16 protein-coding genes and 1 other RNA gene are annotated in these 22,427 nt (G+C 48.0%); 15 read left to right on the forward strand and 2 right to left on the reverse strand.

What is annotated here, in order from left to right; genetic code table 11:
- Positions 1–12: 12 nt before the first annotated feature.
- On the forward strand, positions 13–1,557 hold the full coding sequence (locus tag JHU38_RS04345; protein WP_146157031.1) for a ComEC/Rec2 family competence protein: 1,545 nt from the start codon (positions 13–15) through the stop codon (positions 1,555–1,557).
- Here the strand turns inward: JHU38_RS04345 and JHU38_RS04350 are convergent.
- The gene (locus tag JHU38_RS04350; protein WP_107583059.1) at positions 1,520–2,920 is read right to left on the reverse strand and encodes a C1 family peptidase; all 1,401 of its coding nucleotides are present in this window, start codon (positions 2,918–2,920) and stop codon (positions 1,520–1,522) included. The genes JHU38_RS04345 and JHU38_RS04350 overlap by 38 nt on opposite strands.
- 771 nt (positions 2,921–3,691) lie before the next feature.
- Between JHU38_RS04350 and JHU38_RS04355 the strand changes: the two genes are divergently transcribed.
- From JHU38_RS04355 to JHU38_RS04420, 14 genes are all read left to right on the forward strand, one after another.
- A complete protein-coding gene (locus tag JHU38_RS04355) occupies positions 3,692–5,059 on the forward strand; it encodes an MATE family efflux transporter (RefSeq protein ID WP_107583211.1) in 1,368 nt (455 codons plus the stop codon).
- Positions 5,056–5,691 (forward strand): cytidylate kinase-like family protein, encoded by a 636-nt coding sequence (locus JHU38_RS04360; protein WP_107583057.1) that lies wholly within the window; start codon positions 5,056–5,058, stop codon positions 5,689–5,691. Before JHU38_RS04355 ends, JHU38_RS04360 begins: the two co-directional genes overlap by 4 nt.
- Positions 5,688–6,188, forward strand: coding sequence for a metallophosphoesterase family protein (locus JHU38_RS04365; protein ID WP_107583055.1), 501 nt, complete (start codon positions 5,688–5,690; stop codon positions 6,186–6,188). The genes JHU38_RS04360 and JHU38_RS04365 overlap by 4 nt, the downstream gene beginning before the upstream one ends.
- Before the next feature lie 136 nt (positions 6,189–6,324).
- On the forward strand, positions 6,325–7,473 hold the full coding sequence (rfbB, locus tag JHU38_RS04370; RefSeq protein ID WP_107583053.1) for a dTDP-glucose 4,6-dehydratase: 1,149 nt from the start codon (positions 6,325–6,327) through the stop codon (positions 7,471–7,473).
- 51 nt (positions 7,474–7,524) lie between these two features.
- Positions 7,525–8,688 (forward strand): formate-dependent phosphoribosylglycinamide formyltransferase, encoded by a 1,164-nt coding sequence (gene purT / locus JHU38_RS04375; RefSeq protein WP_107583051.1) that lies wholly within the window; start codon positions 7,525–7,527, stop codon positions 8,686–8,688.
- A gap of 21 nt (positions 8,689–8,709) precedes the next feature.
- Positions 8,710–9,123 carry a sugar 3,4-ketoisomerase gene (locus JHU38_RS04380; protein ID WP_107583049.1) on the forward strand — a complete coding sequence of 138 codons (414 nt, stop codon included), beginning with the start codon at positions 8,710–8,712 and terminating at the stop codon, positions 9,121–9,123.
- Positions 9,111–10,049, forward strand: a complete 939-nt coding sequence (locus tag JHU38_RS04385) for a GNAT family N-acetyltransferase (protein WP_107583047.1) — start codon at positions 9,111–9,113, stop codon at positions 10,047–10,049. The genes JHU38_RS04380 and JHU38_RS04385 overlap by 13 nt, the downstream gene beginning before the upstream one ends.
- On the forward strand, positions 10,046–11,143 hold the full coding sequence (locus JHU38_RS04390) for a DegT/DnrJ/EryC1/StrS family aminotransferase (protein ID WP_394370895.1): 1,098 nt from the start codon (positions 10,046–10,048) through the stop codon (positions 11,141–11,143). Before JHU38_RS04385 ends, JHU38_RS04390 begins: the two co-directional genes overlap by 4 nt.
- 653 nt (positions 11,144–11,796) lie before the next feature.
- On the forward strand, positions 11,797–12,312 hold the full coding sequence (locus JHU38_RS04395; RefSeq protein ID WP_107583044.1) for an RNA polymerase sigma factor: 516 nt from the start codon (positions 11,797–11,799) through the stop codon (positions 12,310–12,312).
- 46 nt (positions 12,313–12,358) lie between these two features.
- Positions 12,359–13,393, forward strand: a complete 1,035-nt coding sequence (locus JHU38_RS04400) for a FecR family protein (RefSeq protein WP_107583042.1) — start codon at positions 12,359–12,361, stop codon at positions 13,391–13,393.
- Between the two features lie 129 nt (positions 13,394–13,522).
- Entirely contained in the window at positions 13,523–16,975 is a 3,453-nt protein-coding gene (locus tag JHU38_RS04405) for a SusC/RagA family TonB-linked outer membrane protein (RefSeq protein ID WP_107583040.1), read from the forward strand.
- 12 nt (positions 16,976–16,987) lie between these two features.
- Positions 16,988–18,556 (forward strand): RagB/SusD family nutrient uptake outer membrane protein, encoded by a 1,569-nt coding sequence (locus JHU38_RS04410; RefSeq protein WP_107583038.1) that lies wholly within the window; start codon positions 16,988–16,990, stop codon positions 18,554–18,556.
- A gap of 57 nt (positions 18,557–18,613) precedes the next feature.
- The gene (locus JHU38_RS04415; protein WP_158267324.1) at positions 18,614–19,759 is read left to right on the forward strand and encodes a TlpA family protein disulfide reductase; all 1,146 of its coding nucleotides are present in this window, start codon (positions 18,614–18,616) and stop codon (positions 19,757–19,759) included.
- A gap of 364 nt (positions 19,760–20,123) precedes the next feature.
- Positions 20,124–21,227 carry a helix-turn-helix transcriptional regulator gene (locus tag JHU38_RS04420; RefSeq protein ID WP_107583034.1) on the forward strand — a complete coding sequence of 368 codons (1,104 nt, stop codon included), beginning with the start codon at positions 20,124–20,126 and terminating at the stop codon, positions 21,225–21,227.
- 132 nt (positions 21,228–21,359) lie between these two features.
- Here the strand turns inward: JHU38_RS04420 and ssrA are convergent.
- Positions 21,360–21,759: a transfer-messenger RNA gene (gene ssrA / locus JHU38_RS04425) on the reverse strand.
- Positions 21,760–22,427 lie beyond the last annotated feature (668 nt).

A 22,427-nucleotide genomic window follows, 5' to 3' on the forward strand; every position in this document is an offset into this window, starting at 1 on the left:
AACCGGAAAAACATGACTCCATCGTTGAATATCAGAAACTACCTGCAGCTCAACCCGCTATTGCGCGTTGCCGTCATGCTGATAAGCGGCATTGCGGCCGGCGAATACCTTCAACTTTCCCTTTCCACCTTTTTACTACTCTGCGGCGTCAGCCTCTTGGCGGCCCTGTTGTGCCGTGGCAAAGGGCAAAGTCTCGCCATTCTGACGGCAACCGCTCTGCTGGGAGGGCTGCTCATCACTTTCTATCACTACCGAACCGACCGTCCACTGCCCACGGGCAGCATTCACTATCAAGCCGTCATCATCAGTCAGCCACAGCCTCGTGGAAAGATCATGCGCTGCGACCTGCTCGTCACGGCATTGGAAGGCACGCCACTTCAACGTTCCATGAAGGTCAGAGCCGCCATTCTGCGTCACGACGACCGTCATGACAGCCGGCTGTCTATCGGCAACGGTCTGATGGCAGAGGCTGAAATCAAGCGTCCCCGCAACACGACCGCCAACCCGCGCTTCGATTATCAACGCTGGATGCGGGTACACGGCTACGAAGGCGAGACGTTTATACCTTATTGGAAATACCACACGGCCATCTTTCCGCTACATATCAGCCGGCTCGAAAAGGCAAAACTACGGGCGCTGACGCTACGGGAACGACTGGCCAAGGACTTCCGGCAGTCGCAAATAGGCACCGAGGAGCAGTCGCTCCTGCTGGCTATGACGCTGGGCGACAAGTCGATGCTCAGTCAACAGACCCGTGACGATTTTTCAAAAACAGGCAGTTCACATATCTTGGCACTCTCCGGACTGCATCTTTCCATTATTTACTTCATGCTGCTGGCCCTCTTCCGGAGCAATCTTGCGGGCAACCTGCTCAGCCTTGCGGCCATCTGGGCCTACGCCGTGATGGTCGGCCTGCCGCCGTCGGTGGTTCGCTCGGCCACCATGATTACCATTTACGGGCTCATCGCGCTACTCCACCGCGACAAGATGAGCATGAACACGCTGTCGCTGACGGCCATCATCATGCTTGTCATCCATCCCATGAGCCTGTGGGACGTGGGATTTCAGCTGTCGTTCATGGCCGTAGCCGGCATCTTTATCTACTTCGGTCCTATCAGCCGAGCCATTCAGCCCCGTTTTCGTCCTCTTAAATGGTTTACAGACCTCATGGCCACTTCGCTGGCCGCGCAACTGACAACCGCTCCGCTCGTGCTCCACTACTTCGGACGGCTGGCAACTTACTTCCTACTGACCAACCTTATCGTCATCCCCCTGACCACCCTCATCCTCTATGGAGCCGTCATCGTGTTTGCTACCACATTCTTTCCCTTCGTCCACAACCTGCTGCTGCGGCTCGTCGGTGGGCTGGCCACGCTCTTAGTGTTGAGTGTACAAAAAATAGCCACACTCCCCGGCGCGTCGATAGACCATTTCTATCTTAGCAACCAAGGCGTGTGGCTATGCTATTCGCTCATGGCCCTGTCAACGGCGGGCCTATGGCTGTGGCATAAACGACGACTTAATCGTCTACCCCGAACAGAGGATCCTCGGGCATGACCATTACCGGCTTCTGTTCGAAATCACGCAGCAACTTCTCGCTCACATATTTCTTGTTGACCACCAATCGGAACATATACTCATTGAACCAATCGTTGGTCATGATGACGCAACCCTTATGGCCGCTATCGGCTCCCCAGCTGTTTTCCACCATCCACTTTACGGGTTTGCCCGCGTTGTCCAAATCGACGGCCGTAAGCGTCATGGCGTGCGTGGAACCACTGTCGAACGTCTCGATACGCTCGGCCTTTGTCATGCCGAAAGTTGTACCGAATAGCGTGCCGTAGTCGTAGTTGTCGAGCGTGGAATAGCCGGTCTTGCGGTCGAACTGCTTACCCGCGTCGTAGCTGCTGTAGAGCTTGCGACCGTCCTTGAGCGAAGCGATGGCCAGCTTGGCGATTTCTTCCATCGGCAGATTGAGATATTTCCAGTTGTGCCCATCATAGACATGGCGATCGAAATCCACCTCGTAAGTCTTGTAATAAGGGCGGCGCGGGTCGTTCATCACCATGATGAAACTGCCGTTGAGGGCGTGGCCCACGGTAGCCTCGTAGAACTCCTTGGGAGTAAACCGGCGCGTTTCGCCCACGGGATTGCCTTTCTTATCACGGAATGTATAGGTAAACTCCTTCACAGGCGTGCCCAATGTCAGGCTCAACATGCGATAGATGGTACCCAGCATTTCAGTTTTACGCTGATTGATGGCAGCGGGCTTCTTCTTGTCAGCCACCATCTTACGCAGTTCCAAGCCAAACTCGCGCAGCTTTGACGAGATAAGCCGGCCCATGCGCGACGTGTTGTTGGCCGAATAGCTCTCGGGCATGACGCTCATCGGCACCAGTCCATATTTTTCAACTAAGTCGGCGACGCCACAGAACGTGCCGCCGTCGGACACCGGATGGCGGAAGAAGAACTGCACCCGTGGGTCGTCCATCGGCTTATTGGCACAGTCGATGACGCCCTGCAGCATAAGATTGGCTTTCTCCAACTGGTCCCAGAAGAAGAGATAGGCGTGCGAGAACTCCACTTTCTGCTCGCCCTTATGTGCCTGAGCGAAGTTGCCGCGCAATACATTCAGGCCGCTGAACATCCAGCAACGTCCCGAACTTTTCTGGTTATGAATGTTCTGCGAGGGTGTCATCACCGAGAAATGGTCGTCAAGGCCAACCTCAGCCCTGTTGTTCTTGGCCAGGTTGTCAATCGAGTTCGACGCAATGGCATTAGCCAAGGCCTTTTCGGCCACGGAAGAGGATTGCGCCTGCTGAATCTTCTGCAACATTTCGACAGAAATACCACCCTTGGTCTGGGCAGAAAGCGTCATGGCCATGGCCATGAAAAGACTTAAGATTACGGTTTTACGCATTTGTTTTCAATTTTATTAAACGATTCTGCAAAAATACAAAAAATAATACAGAATCTCCATTGTGGGCTTAAAATATCATAGAAAGCGTATTTTTATAACCCGCAAAGCGACTTTGCGTGACCTCGTCCACTTAGAGAGGCCGGTACAACGGCGCATGTCATGGTGGTGGAAATGTAAATTTTTTATCACGCAAAAACGACCTTTTCAATTTGGTCATCTGGAATTGAAATGAAGGTTGATGGGCTTTGAAATGACGATTGGGGGACGATAAAATCGCGAAAGCAGTGCTTTGACAATGCAAAAGCAGCCCTTTTAGCCGGTCAAAGCACTGCTTTTGGAGTGTCATAAGGCTGCTTTTGACTGCTGAAAAAGAGTTTTTTAGAAGTCAAAAACAGCGCTCTGAAAGACTAAAAACAACTAACGCGTTGATTATGAGCGTAATACAAACTCACGCAGGAATCGCTTATTTTCGACCAAAGATATTTTATTTCAGAATAACGCAGCCATTTTCGCGTTTTTGTCAAATAAATTCGGTGTTGAAATGTTCTTCCTTTTGGCTTGTTACAGCTTATCATATCGTTGCCGGAAAGGATTCTACAGCCGCGGCGTGGCTTTTCTTCAGGGTTTTCTTTGCGGTTTGCCGTGTTTGCAGTATCTTTGTAGAAAGGTTGTAGGGGGGTGAGGTTGTCGGGATGAATGGTTAGCTATCATCTTTACAAGGACTTATCGGTTCTGCGATATGCTCCACCCGCGGCAACAAAAGACAAAATTATGGACAATAACAAGCAAGCGACACTCGAATTGGGAACCAAGCCCGTAGGTTCGCTATTGATACAATACGCCCTGCCGGCCATCATTGCCATGACGGCTTCGTCGCTCTACAACATCATCGACCGCGTGTTCATCGGGCAGGTGGTGGGTCCCATGGCTATCTCGGGACTGGCCATTACCTTTCCTTTCATGAATCTCTCGAGCGCGTTCGGCGCCGCCGTGGGCGTGGGATCCTCAACGGCTATTTCCGTGAAGCTGGGACAGAAGGACTATGCCACGGCCGAAAACATTCTGGGTAATACCGTTACGCTCAACCTGATTGTAGGACTTGTGCTGGGATTCACGTGTCTCGCGTTTCTCGACCCTATCCTCCGGTTCTTCGGCGCCAGCGATCAGACGATTCCCTATGCCCGCGACTTCATGCAGATTATCCTGCTGGGCAACGTCTTCACGCACATGTACTTTGGCATGAACGCCGTGTTGCGTGCGGCCAGCAAGCCCCGTCAGGCCATGTACGCCACCATGTTTACGGTGGTTTGCAATATTCTGCTCGACGTGGTGTTCATCTGGTGGTGGCACTGGGGTATTCGTGGGGCCGCTCTCGCTACCATCATCTCGCAAATTCTGGCTCTCATGTGGCAGATGAAGCTCTTCAGCAACCAGAAAGAACTGCTCCATCTGAAACGCGGAATCTATCGGCTGAAGGCCAACTTAGTGAAGAATATCATCGGAATCGGTATCTCGCCGTTCCTGATGAACGTGTGCGCCTGCATCATCGTCATCTTCATGAACAACCAATTCGTGAAGTTCGGCGGCGACATGGCGGTGGGTGCCTACGGCATCAGCAATGGTATCGCCACGGTATTCATCATGTTTGTGATGGGTATCAATCAGGGCATGCAGCCCATCGCGGGCTATAACTACGGGGCCGAGCGTGTCGATCGTATGCTGCAAGTGCTGAGGCTCAGTATCATTTACGCCACCGTCATCATGACAGCCGGCTGGCTCGTGGCCATGTTCCTGCCTTATTATTGCGCCCGCATGTTCACCACCGACACGGCGCTCATCGCTTTGGCCATCCCGGCCATTCGCATCAACATGCTTGTATTTCCCGTGATAGGCTATCAAATGGTGATTGCCAACTTCTTCCAATGTATCGGCAAGGTGAAAATAAGCATCTTCATGAGCCTCTCACGTCAGCTGTTGTTCCTCTTGCCTCTCCTGGCCATTCTGCCGGAGTTCTGGGGTGTCAACGGCGTTTGGTACGCTTTGCCTTCGTCCGACTTGACGGCAGCCGTCGTAGCGGCCGTAATCATGACGGTATATATGAAAAAGTTCAATAAAACATATAACACTTCGCGCCCATGAACAACCATACGCGTATCATCAACATAGGTCGGCAGATCGGCAGTGGCGGTCTGTTGATCGCCAAGGAGCTGGCCCGCAACCTGGGCTTTGTGTTCTACGACAGGGAGATTCTGAACCTGGCCGCCAAGGAAAGCGGCTTCTGCGAGAGATTCTTCGAGCAGAACGACGAGCGGAAAGGATTTCTGCGCTCGCTCTTCCACGTGCATGTCCCGCTCCTGGGCGAGAGCAATTTCTACAGGAACGACTTCTCGCAGGAGAGTCTTTACCAGTTTCAGAGCGACGCCATCCGCAAAGCGGCCGAACAATCGGACTGCGTTTTCGTAGGCCGCACGGCCGACTACATCCTTCGCGACTATCGGAATGTGGTCAACATCTTTATCACGGCCGACCCGGAAGAGCGGTTGCGACGTGTCGCCGAGCGGCTGCGACTGAACGAGGAGGCTGCCCGCAAGTTGATAGAGGATAAGGAAGAAAGTCGCGCGGCCTACTACAACTATTACACGGGCAAGAAATGGGGACACGCGTCGAGCTACGACCTCTGCGTCAACTCCGGCCCGTTGGGGCTGAAAGGTACGGCCGAGTTGATAGAAGACTTTGTCCGTCGCCGTTTTCAAATGACTCCCGACCGATGAAAAAGATTGGAATTATCAGCGATACGCACGCCTATTGGGATGACAAATACGTCACCTATCTGGACGACTGCGACGAGATATGGCACGCGGGCGACATCGGATCGCCGGAACTGGCCGACCGTTTTGAGGCCATGAAGCCCACGTTCAGGGCCGTCTATGGCAACTGCGATGGCTACGACCTGCGCGCCCGCTATCCCGAGACGCTGCGTTTCAAGTGTGAGGACGTGGACGTGATGATGACACACATCGGCGGCTATCCGGGCAGGTACGACCGCTCTATCGTGAATAAGCTGTTCGCGTCGCCACCCAACCTGTTCATTTCGGGCCATTCGCACATCCTCAAGATTATGCCCGACAAGCGGCTGAACCTGTTGCACATTAATCCGGGCGCCGCTGGACTGCAAGGCTGGCACCGGGAGCGCACCCTCGTGAGGCTCACCATCGACGGCAGTCGGTTTACCGACTGCGAAGTCGTCACGCTGGGGGGTAAGCATTGAACCGAATCTTTCGGCATCATAAAGCCTAACAACATGACACGTAAAAAACAGATTCTTGCCTTTTCGGCCATCTTCGGCATCATTCGCGAGTTTCCGGAGTAAGTTTAACCTGCTAATTATACATTATTATATATATATGAAAACCTATTTAGTAACGGGAGGCGCCGGTTTTATCGGTGCTAATTTCATCAAGTATCTGCTGCACGTAAAGTATCGAAACGAGGATATTAAAGTGATTATCCTCGACGCGCTGACCTACGCGGGCAACTTGGGAACCATCAAGGAGGACATCGACGGTGAGCGTTGCGTCTTCGTGAAAGGCGATATTCGCGACCGAAAACTGCTCGACAACCTCTTTGCCGAGTACGATATCGACTATCTTGTCAACTTCGCGGCCGAGAGCCATGTGGACCGCAGCATTGAAGATCCGCAGCTTTTCCTGAGCGTCAACATCCTGGGAACGCAGAATTTGCTCGACGCGGCCCGACAGGCGTGGGTCACCGGCAAGGACGCGCAGGGCCGTCCCACGTGGAAAGCTGGCAAACGCTATCATCAGGTGTCCACCGACGAGGTCTACGGCAGCTTGGGAGCGGAGGGATTCTTCACCGAACAGACGCCGCTATGCCCGCACAGTCCATACAGTGCCAGCAAGACGAGTGCCGACTTGTTTGTCATGGCCTATCATGACACCTACCGCATGCCCGTCACCATCACCCGTTGTTCCAATAACTACGGGCCTTATCACTTTCCCGAAAAGCTCATTCCGCTTATCATCAATAACATTCTGGAAGGCAAACCGCTGCCCGTCTACGGCCAAGGGCTCAACGTGCGCGACTGGCTTTACGTGGAAGACCACTGCAAGGCCATTGATCTGGTGGTGCGTGAAGGCCGCGAGGGTGAGGTCTACAACGTGGGGGGACACAACGAAATGACGAATATCGACATCGTGAAACTCACCGTCAAGACCGTTCACGATATAATGGAAGCCGATAAGAGCTTGCGCCATATACTGAAAAAGCAGGTGAAGGACGCCAACGGAGATATCGACATCAGTTGGATTAACAACGATCTCATCACGTATGTGGCCGACCGTTTGGGCCACGACCTGCGCTATGCCATCGATCCCACGAAGATAAAGAATGAGTTGGGCTGGACTCCCGAAACGAAGTTTGCCGACGGTATCGTGAAGACCATCAAGTGGAACCTCGACAATCAGGCCTGGATAGAGGAAGTAACAAGCGGTGATTATCAGAAATATTATGCCCGGATGTACGGCAACAGATAACGAAACGTATGGCCACAGCCAACAAACAGCACGACAATAAACAAGATTAGAATGAAGAAAATCATGTTACTGGGCTCGGGAGAACTGGGCAAGGAGTTTACGATTGCCGCCAAACGAGCCGGTCTCTACGTGGTGGCCTGCGACAAATACGACAACGCGCCGGCCATGCAGGTGGCCGATGAGCGAGAGATATTTAGCATGCTCGACGGCGACGCGCTCACCATGGCGGTCAGGAAGCATCGCCCCGACATCATCGTTCCGGAGATAGAAGCGATTCGTACCGAGCGTTTGTTCGACTTCGAGCGGCAAGGCATTCAGGTGGTTCCTTCGGCACGAGCCGTCAACTACACCATGAACCGCCGTGCCATCCGTGACCTGGCGTCGCGGGAGCTGGGCTTGCGCACCGCCAAATATTTCTACGCGAAGACCTTCGACGAGTTTAAAACGGCGGCAGACGCCATCGGCTTCCCCTGCGTGGTGAAGCCCCTGATGAGTTCGAGTGGGCATGGGCAGAGCTATGTGCGTAACGACGACGAACTGGAAGCGGCTTTCCACGAAGCCATGGAGGAAGGACGTGGCGACGTGAGGGAAGTGATTATCGAGGAATTTATCGACTTCGACTCTGAATTTACGCTGCTTACGGTGACGCAGAAGGATGGGCCGACACTCTTCTGTCCTCCCATCGGCCATATACAGAAGGGTGGTGACTACCGCGAAAGCTGGCAACCGTATCATATTTCGGACGAAGCGCTGAAGCAGGCGCGCCACATGGCCGCCGAAGTGACGAAGGCATTGACGGGCTATGGCCTATGGGGCGTGGAGTTTTTCATGACCAAACAGGGAGAGGTTATCTTCTCCGAACTGAGTCCAAGGCCCCACGACACGGGCATGGTAACGCTCGGTCATACCACTAACCTGAGCGAGTTTGAGCTTCATCTGCGGGCCGTCATGGGCTGGCCCATCCCCGCCATTCACTTGGAGCACTACGGTTGCAGCGCCGTGGTGCTGGCCAAGGAGGAAGCCGACCGTGAACCCGACTATCAACTCATGGAAGCTCTGAAAGAAGACCGCACCCGTGTGCGCGTCTTCGGCAAGCCCACGCAGCACGTGGGACGTCGTATGGGCGTGGTGCTGTGTTACGACGAGTTGGGCGCGGATATCAACCTGTTGCGCGACAAGGCCAAACGGCTGGCCGAAACCATCATCCCCGATTAATCAAAATTATATTTTCGACACATGACAAGTCCGTTAGGAGAAATCATCGAGCTGCCTCGAATAACCGATCCGAGGGGTAACCTGACGGTGGCGGAGCAGCTACGACATATTCCTTTTGAGATTAAGAGAGTGTACTGGACCTACGACGTGCCGGCCGGAGAGAGCCGTGGAGGTCACGCCCACCGACATTGTCGCTCGGCGGTGATAGCAGTGAGCGGCAGTTTCGACGTCGTTTTGGACAACGGGACGGAACGATGGACCTATCACATGAACCATCCCTACCAGGCACTGCTCATCGATAGGGGTATATGGCGCACGCTGGAGGACTTCTCCAGCGGTGCCGTCTGCTTGTCGCTGGCCTCCGACGCGTTTCAGGAAGAAGACTATATACGTGATTACCAACAGTTTCTGGCCTATTTGAAATGTTCGAAATAAGGAGATACACAGCTCGGTTGCGGGACGAATGGAACCTTTTCGTGACCCGGTCGAAGAACGGAACGTTCCTCTTCGACCGCGACTACATGGACTATCACCAACAGCGGTTTGCCGATTTCTCCCTTCTTTTCTATCTTAAAGACAGCCTTTACGCCATCCTGCCGGCCAATCGGGAAGGCAATATCTTGCGATCGCACGCCGGGTTGACCTACGGCGGCCTCGTCATGGACGCTCAGGCCACAGCCGCCAATACCGTCAGGCTCTTCGAGGAGCTGAACGCTTATCTGCGGACACAAGGGATTGAAAAGGTTATCTACAAGTGTATTCCTTGGGTTTATCACCGCATGGCGGCCGAAGAAGACCTGTATGCCATCTTCAGAACATGCCGGGCACGCCTTGTCGCCCGTGACATTGGCTCGGTCATAACCCGTGGCAGTGAGCAGAGATGGCAGCGCGTGCGTCGCAGAGCGGTCGATAGGGCCGACAAACAAGGTGTTGTCGTGCGACAATCAGACGACTTTGCGGGTTTCTGGGAGATACTGACAGAGAATCTTAATGCCAAATATGGCGTGCAACCGGTGCATAATTTGGACGAAATCAGCTTGCTCCACAGCCGTTTTCCCGACCATATCAAGCTCTATACAGCCACTGTCGATGGCGAACTATTGGCCGGAGTGGTGCTCTATCTCACGCCGCAGGTGGCGCACGCGCAGTACAGTTCGGCCAGCGCCAAGGGCAAACAGTGGGGCGCTATCGACAAAATCTACAGTCAAATCATACCCGAAACATTGGCTGAATATCGCTATTTCGACTTCGGACGCTCCACGGAGAACCGGGGATTATATTTAAACGAGAATCTCATTTTTCAGAAAGAAGGCTACGGCGCCCGAGGTTTGTGTTGGGATTGGTACGAATGGAACGTATGAAAATAGAATATCTTTCATTAAAAAAAATAACCGAACAACATTCGGAAGAGATTCAAGAGGCGGCCAATCAGGTCGTTGCCTCAGGCTGGTATCTGCTTGGTGAGGCCACAAAAACGTTTGAAACGGCATATACCGACTACATCGGAACTCGCCATTGCATTGGTTGCGGTAACGGACTCGACGCTTTGACGCTCATCTTTCGTGCCTACAAGGAGATGGGGAAGCTGAAAGAAGGCGACGAAGTGATTGTGCCGGCCAACACTTACATTGCTTCCATCCTTGCCATTACCGAGAATGGACTGAAGCCTGTGCTGGTAGAACCGTATTATTCCTCGCTCGAGCTCGACGATTATCTCATGAAACGGGCCATCACCAATAAAACCCGAGCCGTGCTTTTGGTGCATCTCTACGGTCGTTGCGCCATGAACGAAGCCATTGCCGAGGTCTGTAAGCGCCACCAGTTGATGCTGATTGAAGACAACGCGCATGCGGCCGGCTGTACTTACAACCAACGAAAGACCGGTCATTTGGGCCATGCGGCCGGCCACAGCTTCTATCCGACGAAGAATCTTGGTGCCTTGGGCGATGCCGGAGCCGTGACGACGGACGATGACGAACTGGCTACGGTAGTCCGATCGCTGGGTAATTATGGTTCCGAACGTAAGTATTTCTATGCTCACAAGGGGCGTAACAGCCGCATCGACGAACTTCAGGCCGCTGTGCTGGACGTGAAATTGAAATACCTTGACCGTGAAAACCAACGCCGAAAGGATATTGCCGAATACATGATCGCTCATATCGACAATCCAGCCATCTCGCTGTCGTTCGACCCGATAGCCGACAACGTGCACCATATCTTTCCCGTTTTTTGCGACCGCCGCGACGACCTGCGACAATACCTACATGACAACGGTATCGAAACGGCCCTCCATTATCCCGTCGCGCCCCATCGCCAACGCTGCTACAAAAGTCTGAACAAACTCTCGTTTCCCGTCACCGAGAAACTGGCCCGCACCGAACTCAGTATTCCCTGCAACCCGACGCTGACCGACAATGAAGTGGAATACATCGTCGAAACGCTCAACCGATTCTGAATGACAGCCGCTCCCGGCAATAATAAGCAAACTATAATTGCATATATTGCTGTCCGATAAACAAATTATAGCGATAAATCATGCCTTTTCGCCGTCCCGGCAAATGACGGCAGGCTTTCCGGGCTCTCGGAAGACATCAAGACAAAACAGATGTTAAATGCAGAACCACTGCAAACGCCACGGCAAATGCCGGCAGACTTGCAGAACCTCTGCAAACATCCCGGCAAATGCCGACGACCTTTCCCGGCGCGCGGAAAACACCAAACCAAAAGGAATGTTTTTAGCAAGGGTTGTTATTTGGGGCAAAAAGTAAGCCACTACCGGCTATACATGCCTGTAGTATCGATAAATAAAGGCTTGCAGAACTGTCAATCAGTTTTTACCGGACACCAATAAATTGCATATTATCAGATGAATGGATTTATAACAGCATTGTGTAGCAATGCAAGAAATGGACGAATACCTGAGGAATATGATTTCTTCGGCTGTTTAATAGGCGAATGGGACATTGTGTGGAACGATCATTTTATGGTTTGGTATCACTCTCACGTGCGAAAAAGCTGATATCGTCTTTCCCTGTTATAAAGAACCACAGACTATACTATGAGTTATCCCAAGATATGAATTCATAAAGCTACGTTAAAGATTAGGTTATGATGCTTAATACCCTCCACAAGAGCGAATTTGAAAAACTATTCGATGAAAAATATAAGCAGCTTTATTATTTCGCCTTCGATTATCTGAAAGAAGGAGACGAATGTAGGGATATTGTAAGTGAAGTGTTCGCTGCAATCTGGAATAGGCGTTCGAAGATTGATAGAAAGAGAATCGACTCTTATTTGTATTCAAGCGTGAGAAACAAGTGTATTGACCATCTGAGACAAAAGAACCGTATTCACAGAATGGTGAAAGAGTACCCACTCCTGTTCTGTGAAATAGATGACGAAGACTGGCAAGAGAAAGAACAAAGGATTCAACTCATGCAGGCAGAAATAAAGAAAATGTCAAGCCGAACACGCTATGTATTGCATGAAAAATATTTCAACGAGCGGTCATATAAGGAAATAGCCGATCTTTTGGGAATCTCGGTCGATGGCGTGAGTAAAATACTAACGAGGGCTTTCGCGCAACTAAGAAAAATATGTAATGCTAAAAACAGTGAAAAATAATACCTGAAAACGAAAAAGCCGGTTATATATTTAAAGAAATAAAGAAATGGAAAAATCTACCGAAGATATAAATAAAGCAAAGCATACTGAACAGATAAATCGTGAAATGCTGGAGTTTCGGAGTGCTGTTTTGCGTGAATGTGCGCCTAAACCTGATGTTAAATCAGAGTGGAAACGATTCAGCCGGTATATGGAAATAAATACGGATACAGGCCAAAAGAAGCGTCGGAAAACCATTATATGGCGTTTCTTTTTTGGAATTGTTACCTCTGCTGCCGTCTTACTGTTGTTTTTCATTCTTACAAATAAGCCGGAACGATTAAATTCGGTCCGTGTATTTAGCGCTTCCCATACAGCGAAGGAGGTAGTATTAGCAGCTGATAATGGTGAAAAAAAAGCCATTAAAAATCATGCTATGTCGTTCCGGAAGTCTCCTGCCAAGGCTTCTGCTCGTATGTTTACATTGATTACACCCCGTGGAAAGGATTGTCAAGCAACTCTTCCGGACGGAACGAAAGTATGGATGAATGCTGATAGCAAGCTCACATTCCCCAAGACATTTACAGAGAACAAACGAATAGTAACATTACAAGGTGAAGCCTATTTTGAAGTAGCTAAAGAATACGGACGTCAGTTTGAAGTAAGAACTGACTTTTTTACAGCGATTGTATATGGTACAACGTTCAACTTGTGTGCTTATTCGGCTGGTAATGCTAATATAGTGCTGATCGAAGGCAGTGTAGCAATAGGTAACGGGAAAGTGTTCCGAACAATTAAACCGGGCGAAATGGCATGCTGGAAGAGCAATAAAAGTTTTACCGTGACAGAAGTAGATACTTATTCATACATTCAAAGGCGTAATGGTTTTTTTTATTTCGACAATCAGTCGCTGTTCGAAATCATGCAGGAATTAGGCAGATGGTATAATGTCAATATCATGTTTGATGATCCTCAGAAAATGAATGTGCGTTTACATTTCGTTGCAAATCGGAAAAATAAGTTGCAAGAAGCGATTAAAAATCTGAACGAGTTAGGTGTGATACATATCGAACAGGAACATGGAACAGTGATTATCAGATAGAAAAATCAATCGAAGAAACTGATTCTATCTTTTTATTGTACCGATTTCGCTTTTTCTCTGTATTACTTATAGAATAGTTCCCGATGGAACCGCCTTTTATAAATATCAACCATGTAAAATGTATAAATTATGAGAAAGACCAAATTCCTCTCGGTGATCCTGGGCTTAATTCTGTCTCTAATAGCCTTGGAAACAAACGCGCAAGGCAAGAAAATCTCGCTGACACTCAACAAGGTTACCCTTCCTGTAGCTTTACGTCAAGTTGAAGTGCAATCTGGGTACTATAAAATCAATTACTCTTATGATGAAGTGAGTAAGTACACCGTTACGACTACCATTAAAGGAGCAACTGCACCGGAAGCAGTCAAGACTATCCTCAACGGGTTGCCTTTCATTTCTTCTGTGAATAACGAGTTTATCCAGATACGTAAGACCAACCAAGCATCTGTATCGAAGTTACCCAATACCGTCAGCGGACGGGTTCTCGATTCAGACGGAGAACCGCTCGTCGGCGTTACAGTGAAGGTTGTGGGCACTTCGAATGGTACGGTTACCGATGTTGATGGTAACTACAGTCTGTCAGGAGTGGCACCTAACCAAGCATTGTCGTTCTCGTATATCGGAAAGAAGACACTCGAACGCAAAGCTCCTTCTTCGAGAAATGTTATTATTCTGCATGATGAGTCAAACACGTTCAGTGACGTTATCGTGACCGGTTATCAGACAATTTCACGTGAACGGGCTACAGGCTCGTTCGGAACAATGAATTCCCAGCAACTCGACTCGAAGCTTAACGCTAATCTGAAGAATATTATAGAAGGCCAAATAGCAGGCGTAGTGCTCGATAAAGACGGTAATATCTCGATCCGAGGAATCTCCACTCTCATCGCCGAATCCAATCCACTGGTTGTTGTCGACGGCTATCCGACAGAGCTATCGCTAAGTGATCTCAACCCTGATAATATCGAGAATATCACTGTGCTAAAGGATGGTGTGGCCGCGTCTATCTATGGTTCACGTGCCGCCAATGGTGTGATTGTCGTGACAACCAAGTTGGAAAAGCGTGGAAAAGCTACACTCAGTTACAAGGGATCATTCCGTTTTGAAACTAAACCTAATCTTGACTATCTCCATCAGACATCTACTTCTGATTTCATCGATGCCGAACTGGCGCTTTATAATCTCTCACCGACCAGTACAACGTATTCTTTAGCGAACAAATCGGTTTACCAGAGTCCGGTCAATAAGATGCTCACAATGCACAGAGCAGGACTGATGACCGACGAAGAGTTCAATAGTCAGATCAATGCACTACGTCAGATCAACGGGCTGAAAGATGTAGAAAAGAATATGTTTCGCACGGCTTTTACGCAGACGCATAATCTCCGGCTCAGTGGTGGCAATGAAATGAACCGCTATAATCTGGTCTTAAACTACATGAACAACCGTTCTTCATTCATCAACACACATGATAACCGGTTGCTACTCGACCTCAAAAATGAGTGGAGTCCATACAAATTCCTCAAGATTGGCATCACTGCAGGTATCAATTATTCACGCTCTCGATCGCCGATCGCAAACTGGGATCTGGTTACAGGAATGACCCAATTTTTCCGCCCTTATGAAAGAGTGGTAGATGAAAACGGTAATTTGACTAAGCTCCATTCCACCAGTTATGCTGTAGATGAGTTGTATAAGAAATACAGCGGGCTAAAGAATACCGACTACAATCCCATCCAAGAAGCCTACGACAGTTACAATACGGCTCAGAAATTCTCCATGCAGTTCAGTAGTTTTCTAAAGTTCAACATCACGAGCGATCTCTCTGCTGAAGTCGGAGGAAATTGGTCGCGCGGCAATATCATCGAAAAGAGTATCTACGAAGAGAATAGCTACATGATGCGGTTGTCGTATAACAACAGTACATCTATCAGCACTCCATCCTATCATTATGTACCTAATGGCGACATGATCAATGAAAAGCGTTATACGAATGAGAACTGGACGCTTCGCACGCAAATTAACTACACACACGATTTCGACAAGCATCATGTCAGTGCATTAGCCGGTAACGAGATCAGAAGAATCACCAGTGATAATAACCAGTATGAAACAAGACTCGGTTACAATCAAATAGCCGGTACATATACGCCTATCAACATTAAGGATTTCAAGACCAACAGTTACATGCAGGATATGATCTATTCTGTGATACCAATAGCTTATTATGTGAATTACGGCTCTTATGGGTATGCAGACCGTCGTTTTGTTTCTTGGTATTTCAACGGATCATACGAATATGATAACCGTTATCTGGTCAGCGGAAGTATTCGTGAAGACCTTACCAACTTTTTCGGAACCGATCCAAAATATCGTCATAAGCCCATTTGGTCTGTTGGGGGTACATGGAAAATCAAGAATGAAGCTTTTTTTAATATTCCTTGGATCAACAGAATGAATCTTCGCGCCTCTTATGGTATCAACGGAAACATTTCATTAACCGAAGGTCCTGACTTGATTTTATCCACAGGCAACTATAGTAGCGATACGGAAGGAATCTCGTATGGTATTGCCTCGTTTCCCAACAATCAACTCCGGTGGGAAAAAACGGCCACGACGAATGTGGGATTCGACGTGGATATGCTTGATAATAGGTTAGGATTTACTTTCGACTATTATCTGAAAAAGAGTACAGACTTGTTGGCTAACGACGCCACGGATCCAACGACCGGTGCTTTGAAGATGAATAAGAATGTCGGAGCCATTGATAACAACGGTTACGAATTATCCATTCATGGAACACCCATTAGCAATAAAAATTTGAAATGGGATGTGGTTTACAATATTTCATTCAATCATAGCAAAGTGAAGAAGTATAATGTTTCCCGACTTTACCCTACAGCTTGGGCTTGGACGAGTCCGATTCACGCCGAAGGATATCCCATGTACAGTCTGTTCGGCTACCAGTTTGCCGGGCTGAATAATAAAGGAGAAGCTATGGTTTACGCGGCAGATGGAGCTAAGAAATTAGCTTCAGCTGTAACTGTTGATGATATTCACTATTTGGGAACAACTGTTCCAAAAACAGAGATGTCTTTTACGAACAACTTTACATATCGCGACTTCAACCTTTCTTTCATGCTCATCGGCAAGTTCGGACATAAATACCGCAAAGATGTATTTCATGGAGCGAACTATTTGAATAGGCATTTCCCAGAGAGATGGCAAAAGCAGGGAGACGAAAACCATACAATCTATCCGGTACTGAAAAGTTGGAGTATGGATACTTTTTATTTCCCGTTCTGCGATGTGAATATTGGAAATGCAAGTTATGTGAAACTTCGCGACGTCACACTGACATATACCGTCCCGTCCAATCTCATCTACCACATCAGAATGTCAGATGCACGCATCTATCTGCAGGCACGCAATCTGTTCAGAATCACCGCTTCTGATTGCGATATCGATCCTGAAACCTATGAGAACAATATGACCGGCAGAATGGGAGCTTCTTCTAATGCCGGCTATACGGTGCTTCCTATGAATCCGGAATTTTACATTGGCCTTTCCTTTTGTTTCTAAAATCTTACTAATATGAAAAGAATATTCAATTTAATCATTATAATATTAAGTGGAATTCTCATTTCCTCTTGTAGTGACTATTTGGATGTCAAACCTGTGGGCAAGATGATACCGACCGAGATTTCACAGTTTGAGAATCTATTGAACAATGAACTCACCCTACAATTTTTTATGTATGACAACAATAACGGTTGTTTTTATGCAGCTATGGGTGACAATCTTGAGATTAGCGAAAATCAGCTCAATTATCAATATACAGCCACTTTTCCTAATTTAGACATCCTTGCAGCTTATATCTTTTATTCGCCGATTATGCGTCTGACTGTAACTCCTTTCACATGGACCTACAGCTATCGAGCAATCGGATATTTTAATAATGTCGTGGATGGTATCTCCAAGATCGACAAGGAATCGGAATATGCTAAAAGTATTATCGCCGAAGCCAAAGCGGGTAGGGCATGGCTGTACATGAATCTTGCTCTCACTTATGGTCCCATGTATGATCCGAATGGCAAGAATGACACAAAGGTGATACCGTGCCGGACTTCAGGTGATCCTACTACTCCTAACAGAGACTTATCGACAACCGATGAAATCTTTAAGCAAGTGAAGGAAGATCTGGACTACGCATGTGCGAATTGCCCACTGAATATCAGTAATCCAAGTCGCGTCAACCGTACTTGTGCCTATGGCTTGCGTGCCGAATACTATATGTATATGAGAGATTGGAAAAATATGCAGGCTGATTGTAAGAAAGCCTGGGAGTTAGCTTTAAATGATCGAAAAAGTGTAGAGAAAATGCTATACGACTTTCGTGACTTCCATTATGAGGCAACAACGCCCGTCAGTGTAGACCCTGGCGTTTCCCCAGAAACAGCGATGACTTTCCGGGGGCCTGACAATGACTTTGCCAAAACACGCAATAAGGAAAATCTACTTTTCAGGTATGCCCCTTACAGCTACTCTTCTGCCAAGTTCTATCCATCAGCTGATTGGAAATCATTGTTTGACAAAGACTGCGATTTAAGATGGAAATTGTTTGCCCTCAATTATCCCGGCTATTCGACGACGGTTGGAACCGTAAAATACGATGATGGCATTCGACTTGTCTATTTCCGTGATAAGAACCTCAATACGACCGAAGCACTCACCTATCCATTACTCATCTTGATGAAAGCTGAGGCTGAAGCACGAACAGGAAATCTCCAGACAGCTCTTGCCGACTTGAATCTGTTGCGCAAATACCGCTATGATTTAGGGAAAGGAGTTACAACCGATTTGCCCGGCGGATCTGCACTTAATCAAGAGCAGTTGCTGAATGAGATCCTTGCGGAACGTCGTCGCGAACAGCCGATGGCTACATTTCAGCGTACATTAGACCTTAAGCGCTATGCCTTAGATATCGGTAAGCCTTGGAGCAAAGCGACCATTGTGCACACCTGTGGCAATAAGAATTACAGTAAAGCAATCTCGGATCCGTATTTTCAGTCGCTTCCTATTGACAACGCGATCTTAAAATACAATCCACAATGGGCTATTCCGGAGAATACGGAGATTTTCGATCCGATATCGGCAAAATAGGAAATAAAAGACAAAAAATAAAAAGATTATAGTAACATCTTATTTTTTATGGGAACAATGAAAACAAAATTAATTTGGTTATTGACAACCTTTGTCTGGCTGAGCATGATTTCAACCAGCGCAAAAACATCGGGCATTCGTATCGAGATCGCGCTCAGCGACATCACAGACACAATTATGGTCTATCCGATGAATAACGTCGAGCAGCAATGGGACCCTCCTTTCAAGACTCTACCCGTCAAAGGAGTGGCTACCTTCAATATACCGCTAAACGAAGTAACGAATCTTTTCATTTACGGGAAACGCCAGTCTAAGGATACTTTGATGACTATCATGCCATTGAATATTCGTATTGTCGGAATTCCGGGAGGAGAACTCATAATCAGTGGAACATCTATTGATTATCATATATCGGGCTCTCCGTTTTACAAGATATACGGGGAGGCTGTCGCCAATACTCTTTTTAGGAAAGACTATCAGCAGATGATCAGAACTTATGGAACGATGCAAAAGAACGGTATCACTCAGGATTCTCTTAAATCTTATATTAAACAGACTCAAAAGGAAATAACACAAAAGAAGAATACAGCCATCATGAGCTATATCCGGACGAATCCAACCAGTGAGGCTGCAATCCTTCTTCTGAACGAACTTGATATTGATACGTTTTTCAAAGTCGACCCTCTGCTCACCCAAGCTGTAAAAGAAGGTCGTCTGAAAAGCATTTATCTGTCAGTCAAAGAATCGTACGAAAAAAGAAAACAAAAAGAGGAAACGAGCAAAAGGCTCACTAAAGGTGCGCCGGCCCCGGATTTTACGCTTGATGACCTCAGCGGTCAACCATTCTCGCTCAAATCTTTGAGGGGAAAATACGCCATTCTTGACTTCTGGGGAAGCTGGTGCGGATGGTGCATTAAGGGGTTTCCCGATATGAAGAAGTATTACGATAAATATAAAGAAAAGATGGAAATCGTAGGTGTCGACTGTGGTGACACAGAGACGCGATGGAAAGAAGCGGTCAGTAAACACGCTTTGCCCTGGCTGCAAGTCCGCAATACGGAACAGACTGCAGTGGATGTCAAATACGCAATATCGGGATATCCCACCAAAGTCATCATCGATCCGGAAGGAAGAATCGACCGCATCTTCGTTGGTGAAGATCCTAAATTCTATGAATATATAGATCAAATGATGGCACACTGATCGATATTTGGTCAATTCGTTTTATACCAAACAAATAATTGCCGCAACTCATTGAAGTTACGGCAATTATATTTTCGATCACTCAGATTTTGGAGTTAGCCATCGAGGCTCCGCGTGCTTACATGCCGGACGGTTCTCTTCCGAGCAATTCGGCAAGAAACATTTATGCGAAAACAGCAAAAAGATTATACAAAAATAACAAAAAAGAGTTGTGAATTTGAGTTTTTTTAATAAAAAGTCATTTTTAACGTGTTGTTACCTCTTAAAAACCTTAATATCCCCCTAAAAACACTTAATAAAACGCTTGACAAAGAGAAAATAAAAACGTATCTTTGCAGCCGTTATAAAAAGTAAAACGACAACAATGATCTTTCATTCTCTCACTGAAAAAGTTTCGGCCTTCTTGCAGTCGCGCGCCGAAAACATCATCGGGCGGCACCGCGTCATTGTATATTTGCTCCACTCCGTACTCGTTGTTACCGTCATCTCCTTGCAGTTCATGGGGCTTGGAGGTTCGCAGGAAGCGTTGCCACGGACGATGAGCGGCATCCATCTGGCGACGTGTCTCTTTTCGTTGTCGCTCTATCTTACGCGGCGGCTGACGCTTTCCAAGGCTTTCTCGCTCGTGGCGCTCGTGGCACAGTGCACCATCGCCGTGCGTTTCTTTTATTTCGCCACGGTGCGGCCCGACCATTTTCTGCAACTCATCCTTATCAATCAGATAACATCGCTGCTGGCGATCTTCTTCCTTGTGATGAGCTTTGTCCGGTTCACCCCCTTCATCGTCTCCTTCATCAGCGTGACCAGCTACGGTTGTGTAGCCTCTTATCTTCACGAACCCGCGCTTTGGCAGCTGTTCGGCTTCTTTCTCTTCGTGCAGTTTTTCCTTTGTGTGCTGGGCGAACTGCTGCAGCACAACGTGATGAGCGTGTCGAAGGAGAATGCCAGCCTGCAATATCGCGAGACGGCACTGTTGCGGGCCGTCAGATTGAACAAACGGGAGATAGAAGCCTATCTGCGAATGGGCAGTCGCGACAATCCATCGACAGACGACGTGGACCGTCTCTTCGCCATGCTCACGCCCGTGTCGCAGCGCAACCTCGTCAATGCCGTGCGCATGCATCTGAAAAACCACTTGGTGGACGAATGCGACTTCGCCCGGCACTTCCCCAGTCTCACGAAATCAGAAACGGATGTGTGTCGTCTTATCCTCGCGGGGAAGAAGCGGAGCGAAATCAGTCTGCTGCTCGAAAAAACGGAAAACAACGTCGACGTGACGCGCAACCACATCCGCAAGAAGCTGAATGTGCCGCAGGAGGAAGACTTGCGGAAATATCTCACGAATTTATTGATAGAAAAAGAATATCCGGGCATGGGGAAAGGAAAAGACAAGACCCTCCACCTGGAACGTTCACATATCGCTATTCTTGCCCATGAGGAATCAAAACCGCCCTCGCTTTTGAAATAAATGATCTCATAACTATAAAGCATAAAGCCTGCCCGCTTCGACGAAGTGGGCAGGCTTTATACTTTTACAAAACGAGGATGCGTCAAAACAGGCACACGCTCGATTACATTTTTGCCTTTTTCAAAGCACTTGAAGTGGAGCTGGTGGGATTCGAACCCACGTCCGCACAAGGAAACCATATGCTTTCTACATGCTTATTCCGGCCTTCATTTTCGAGCTTCAGCAAGATCCGGACCACCAACTGAAGCCTTATCCTCTAAATTTTCACGCGAGCAGCGAGGCATACTCACGCTATTTCCGATTTACCTGCACCGCTTGACCCTTGGATTCGGAACAACATCCTTGGAGCGATGTCTCGTTCCATTACCTTGTAACGGAATAAAGCCAGTAATCTACTATGCTTCGATTAGGCAGCGAGAGCGTAATTGTTTTCGCCAATTAATTTTTTGATCACTCAGATTTTGGAGCTAGCCATCGAGGCTCCGCATGCTTACATACCATTTCATCTCGCCGTCAAATCCATGTCAACCCCGAGTGAGAATGGCCACAGGATGTCATGCCGACAACCTGCCTTCTCGTTATCTCCTTCAAAGAGATAAGCGTACAAATGTAGTATTTCTTTTTATTTTGCCCAAATATTTGGCTAATTATTTATATTTTGGCAGTCCTGATCTTGCTTTTTCGTGTTCTGAAAACAGACAAATGTCAGCCCCGTTCGGCGCATATTCCGATGCTGAATTTATTTTACAAAAGCTCAAAAATGGCTGCGTTATTCTGAAATAAAATATCTTTGATCGCGAATAAGCGAATCCTGCGCAAGTTTGTATGGCATTCATAATCAACGAGTTAGTTGTTTTTGGCCTTTTAGAGCCTTGTTTTTAACCTCGAAAATGCCCTTTTTTAGCACCTAAAAGCTGCCTTATGACGCAGTGAAAGCTATGCTTTGACCGGCTAAAAGGGCTGCTTTCGCGTTGTCAAAGCATAGCTTTTGCAATTTTATTGTTCATCTATCATCATTTCAAAGCTTTTTAGCCCCCGTTTCAAAGCTGTATGGCTCCATTTGAAAGGTTGCTTTTGAGTGAATAAAAATTGACAAATCAGCTGCTTCGTAAAGTCTGAGAAGAGGGTAGGGTGATATTCAAGGAAGTGGATCGTGCGCAAAGAGAGTGGGCGGAACGTGATGAATCGCCACGCGGCATG

This window comes from Prevotella illustrans (genome assembly GCF_017426725.1).
Lineage (GTDB): Bacteria > Bacteroidota > Bacteroidia > Bacteroidales > Bacteroidaceae > Prevotella > Prevotella illustrans.

Coding starts and splice junctions, on each gene's coding strand:
- JHU38_RS04345 (WP_146157031.1), top strand. CDS start 13: ATGACTCCATCGTTGAATATCAGAAACTACCTGCAGCTCAACCCGCTA.
- JHU38_RS04350 (WP_107583059.1), bottom strand. CDS start 2,920: ATGCGTAAAACCGTAATCTTAAGTCTTTTCATGGCCATGGCCATGACG.
- JHU38_RS04355 (WP_107583211.1), top strand. CDS start 3,692: ATGGACAATAACAAGCAAGCGACACTCGAATTGGGAACCAAGCCCGTA.
- JHU38_RS04360 (WP_107583057.1), top strand. CDS start 5,056: ATGAACAACCATACGCGTATCATCAACATAGGTCGGCAGATCGGCAGT.
- JHU38_RS04365 (WP_107583055.1), top strand. CDS start 5,688: ATGAAAAAGATTGGAATTATCAGCGATACGCACGCCTATTGGGATGAC.
- rfbB (WP_107583053.1), top strand. CDS start 6,325: ATGAAAACCTATTTAGTAACGGGAGGCGCCGGTTTTATCGGTGCTAAT.
- purT (WP_107583051.1), top strand. CDS start 7,525: ATGAAGAAAATCATGTTACTGGGCTCGGGAGAACTGGGCAAGGAGTTT.
- JHU38_RS04380 (WP_107583049.1), top strand. CDS start 8,710: ATGACAAGTCCGTTAGGAGAAATCATCGAGCTGCCTCGAATAACCGAT.
- JHU38_RS04385 (WP_107583047.1), top strand. CDS start 9,111: ATGTTCGAAATAAGGAGATACACAGCTCGGTTGCGGGACGAATGGAAC.
- JHU38_RS04390 (WP_394370895.1), top strand. CDS start 10,046: ATGAAAATAGAATATCTTTCATTAAAAAAAATAACCGAACAACATTCG.
- JHU38_RS04395 (WP_107583044.1), top strand. CDS start 11,797: ATGATGCTTAATACCCTCCACAAGAGCGAATTTGAAAAACTATTCGAT.
- JHU38_RS04400 (WP_107583042.1), top strand. CDS start 12,359: ATGGAAAAATCTACCGAAGATATAAATAAAGCAAAGCATACTGAACAG.
- JHU38_RS04405 (WP_107583040.1), top strand. CDS start 13,523: ATGAGAAAGACCAAATTCCTCTCGGTGATCCTGGGCTTAATTCTGTCT.
- JHU38_RS04410 (WP_107583038.1), top strand. CDS start 16,988: ATGAAAAGAATATTCAATTTAATCATTATAATATTAAGTGGAATTCTC.
- JHU38_RS04415 (WP_158267324.1), top strand. CDS start 18,614: ATGAAAACAAAATTAATTTGGTTATTGACAACCTTTGTCTGGCTGAGC.
- JHU38_RS04420 (WP_107583034.1), top strand. CDS start 20,124: ATGATCTTTCATTCTCTCACTGAAAAAGTTTCGGCCTTCTTGCAGTCG.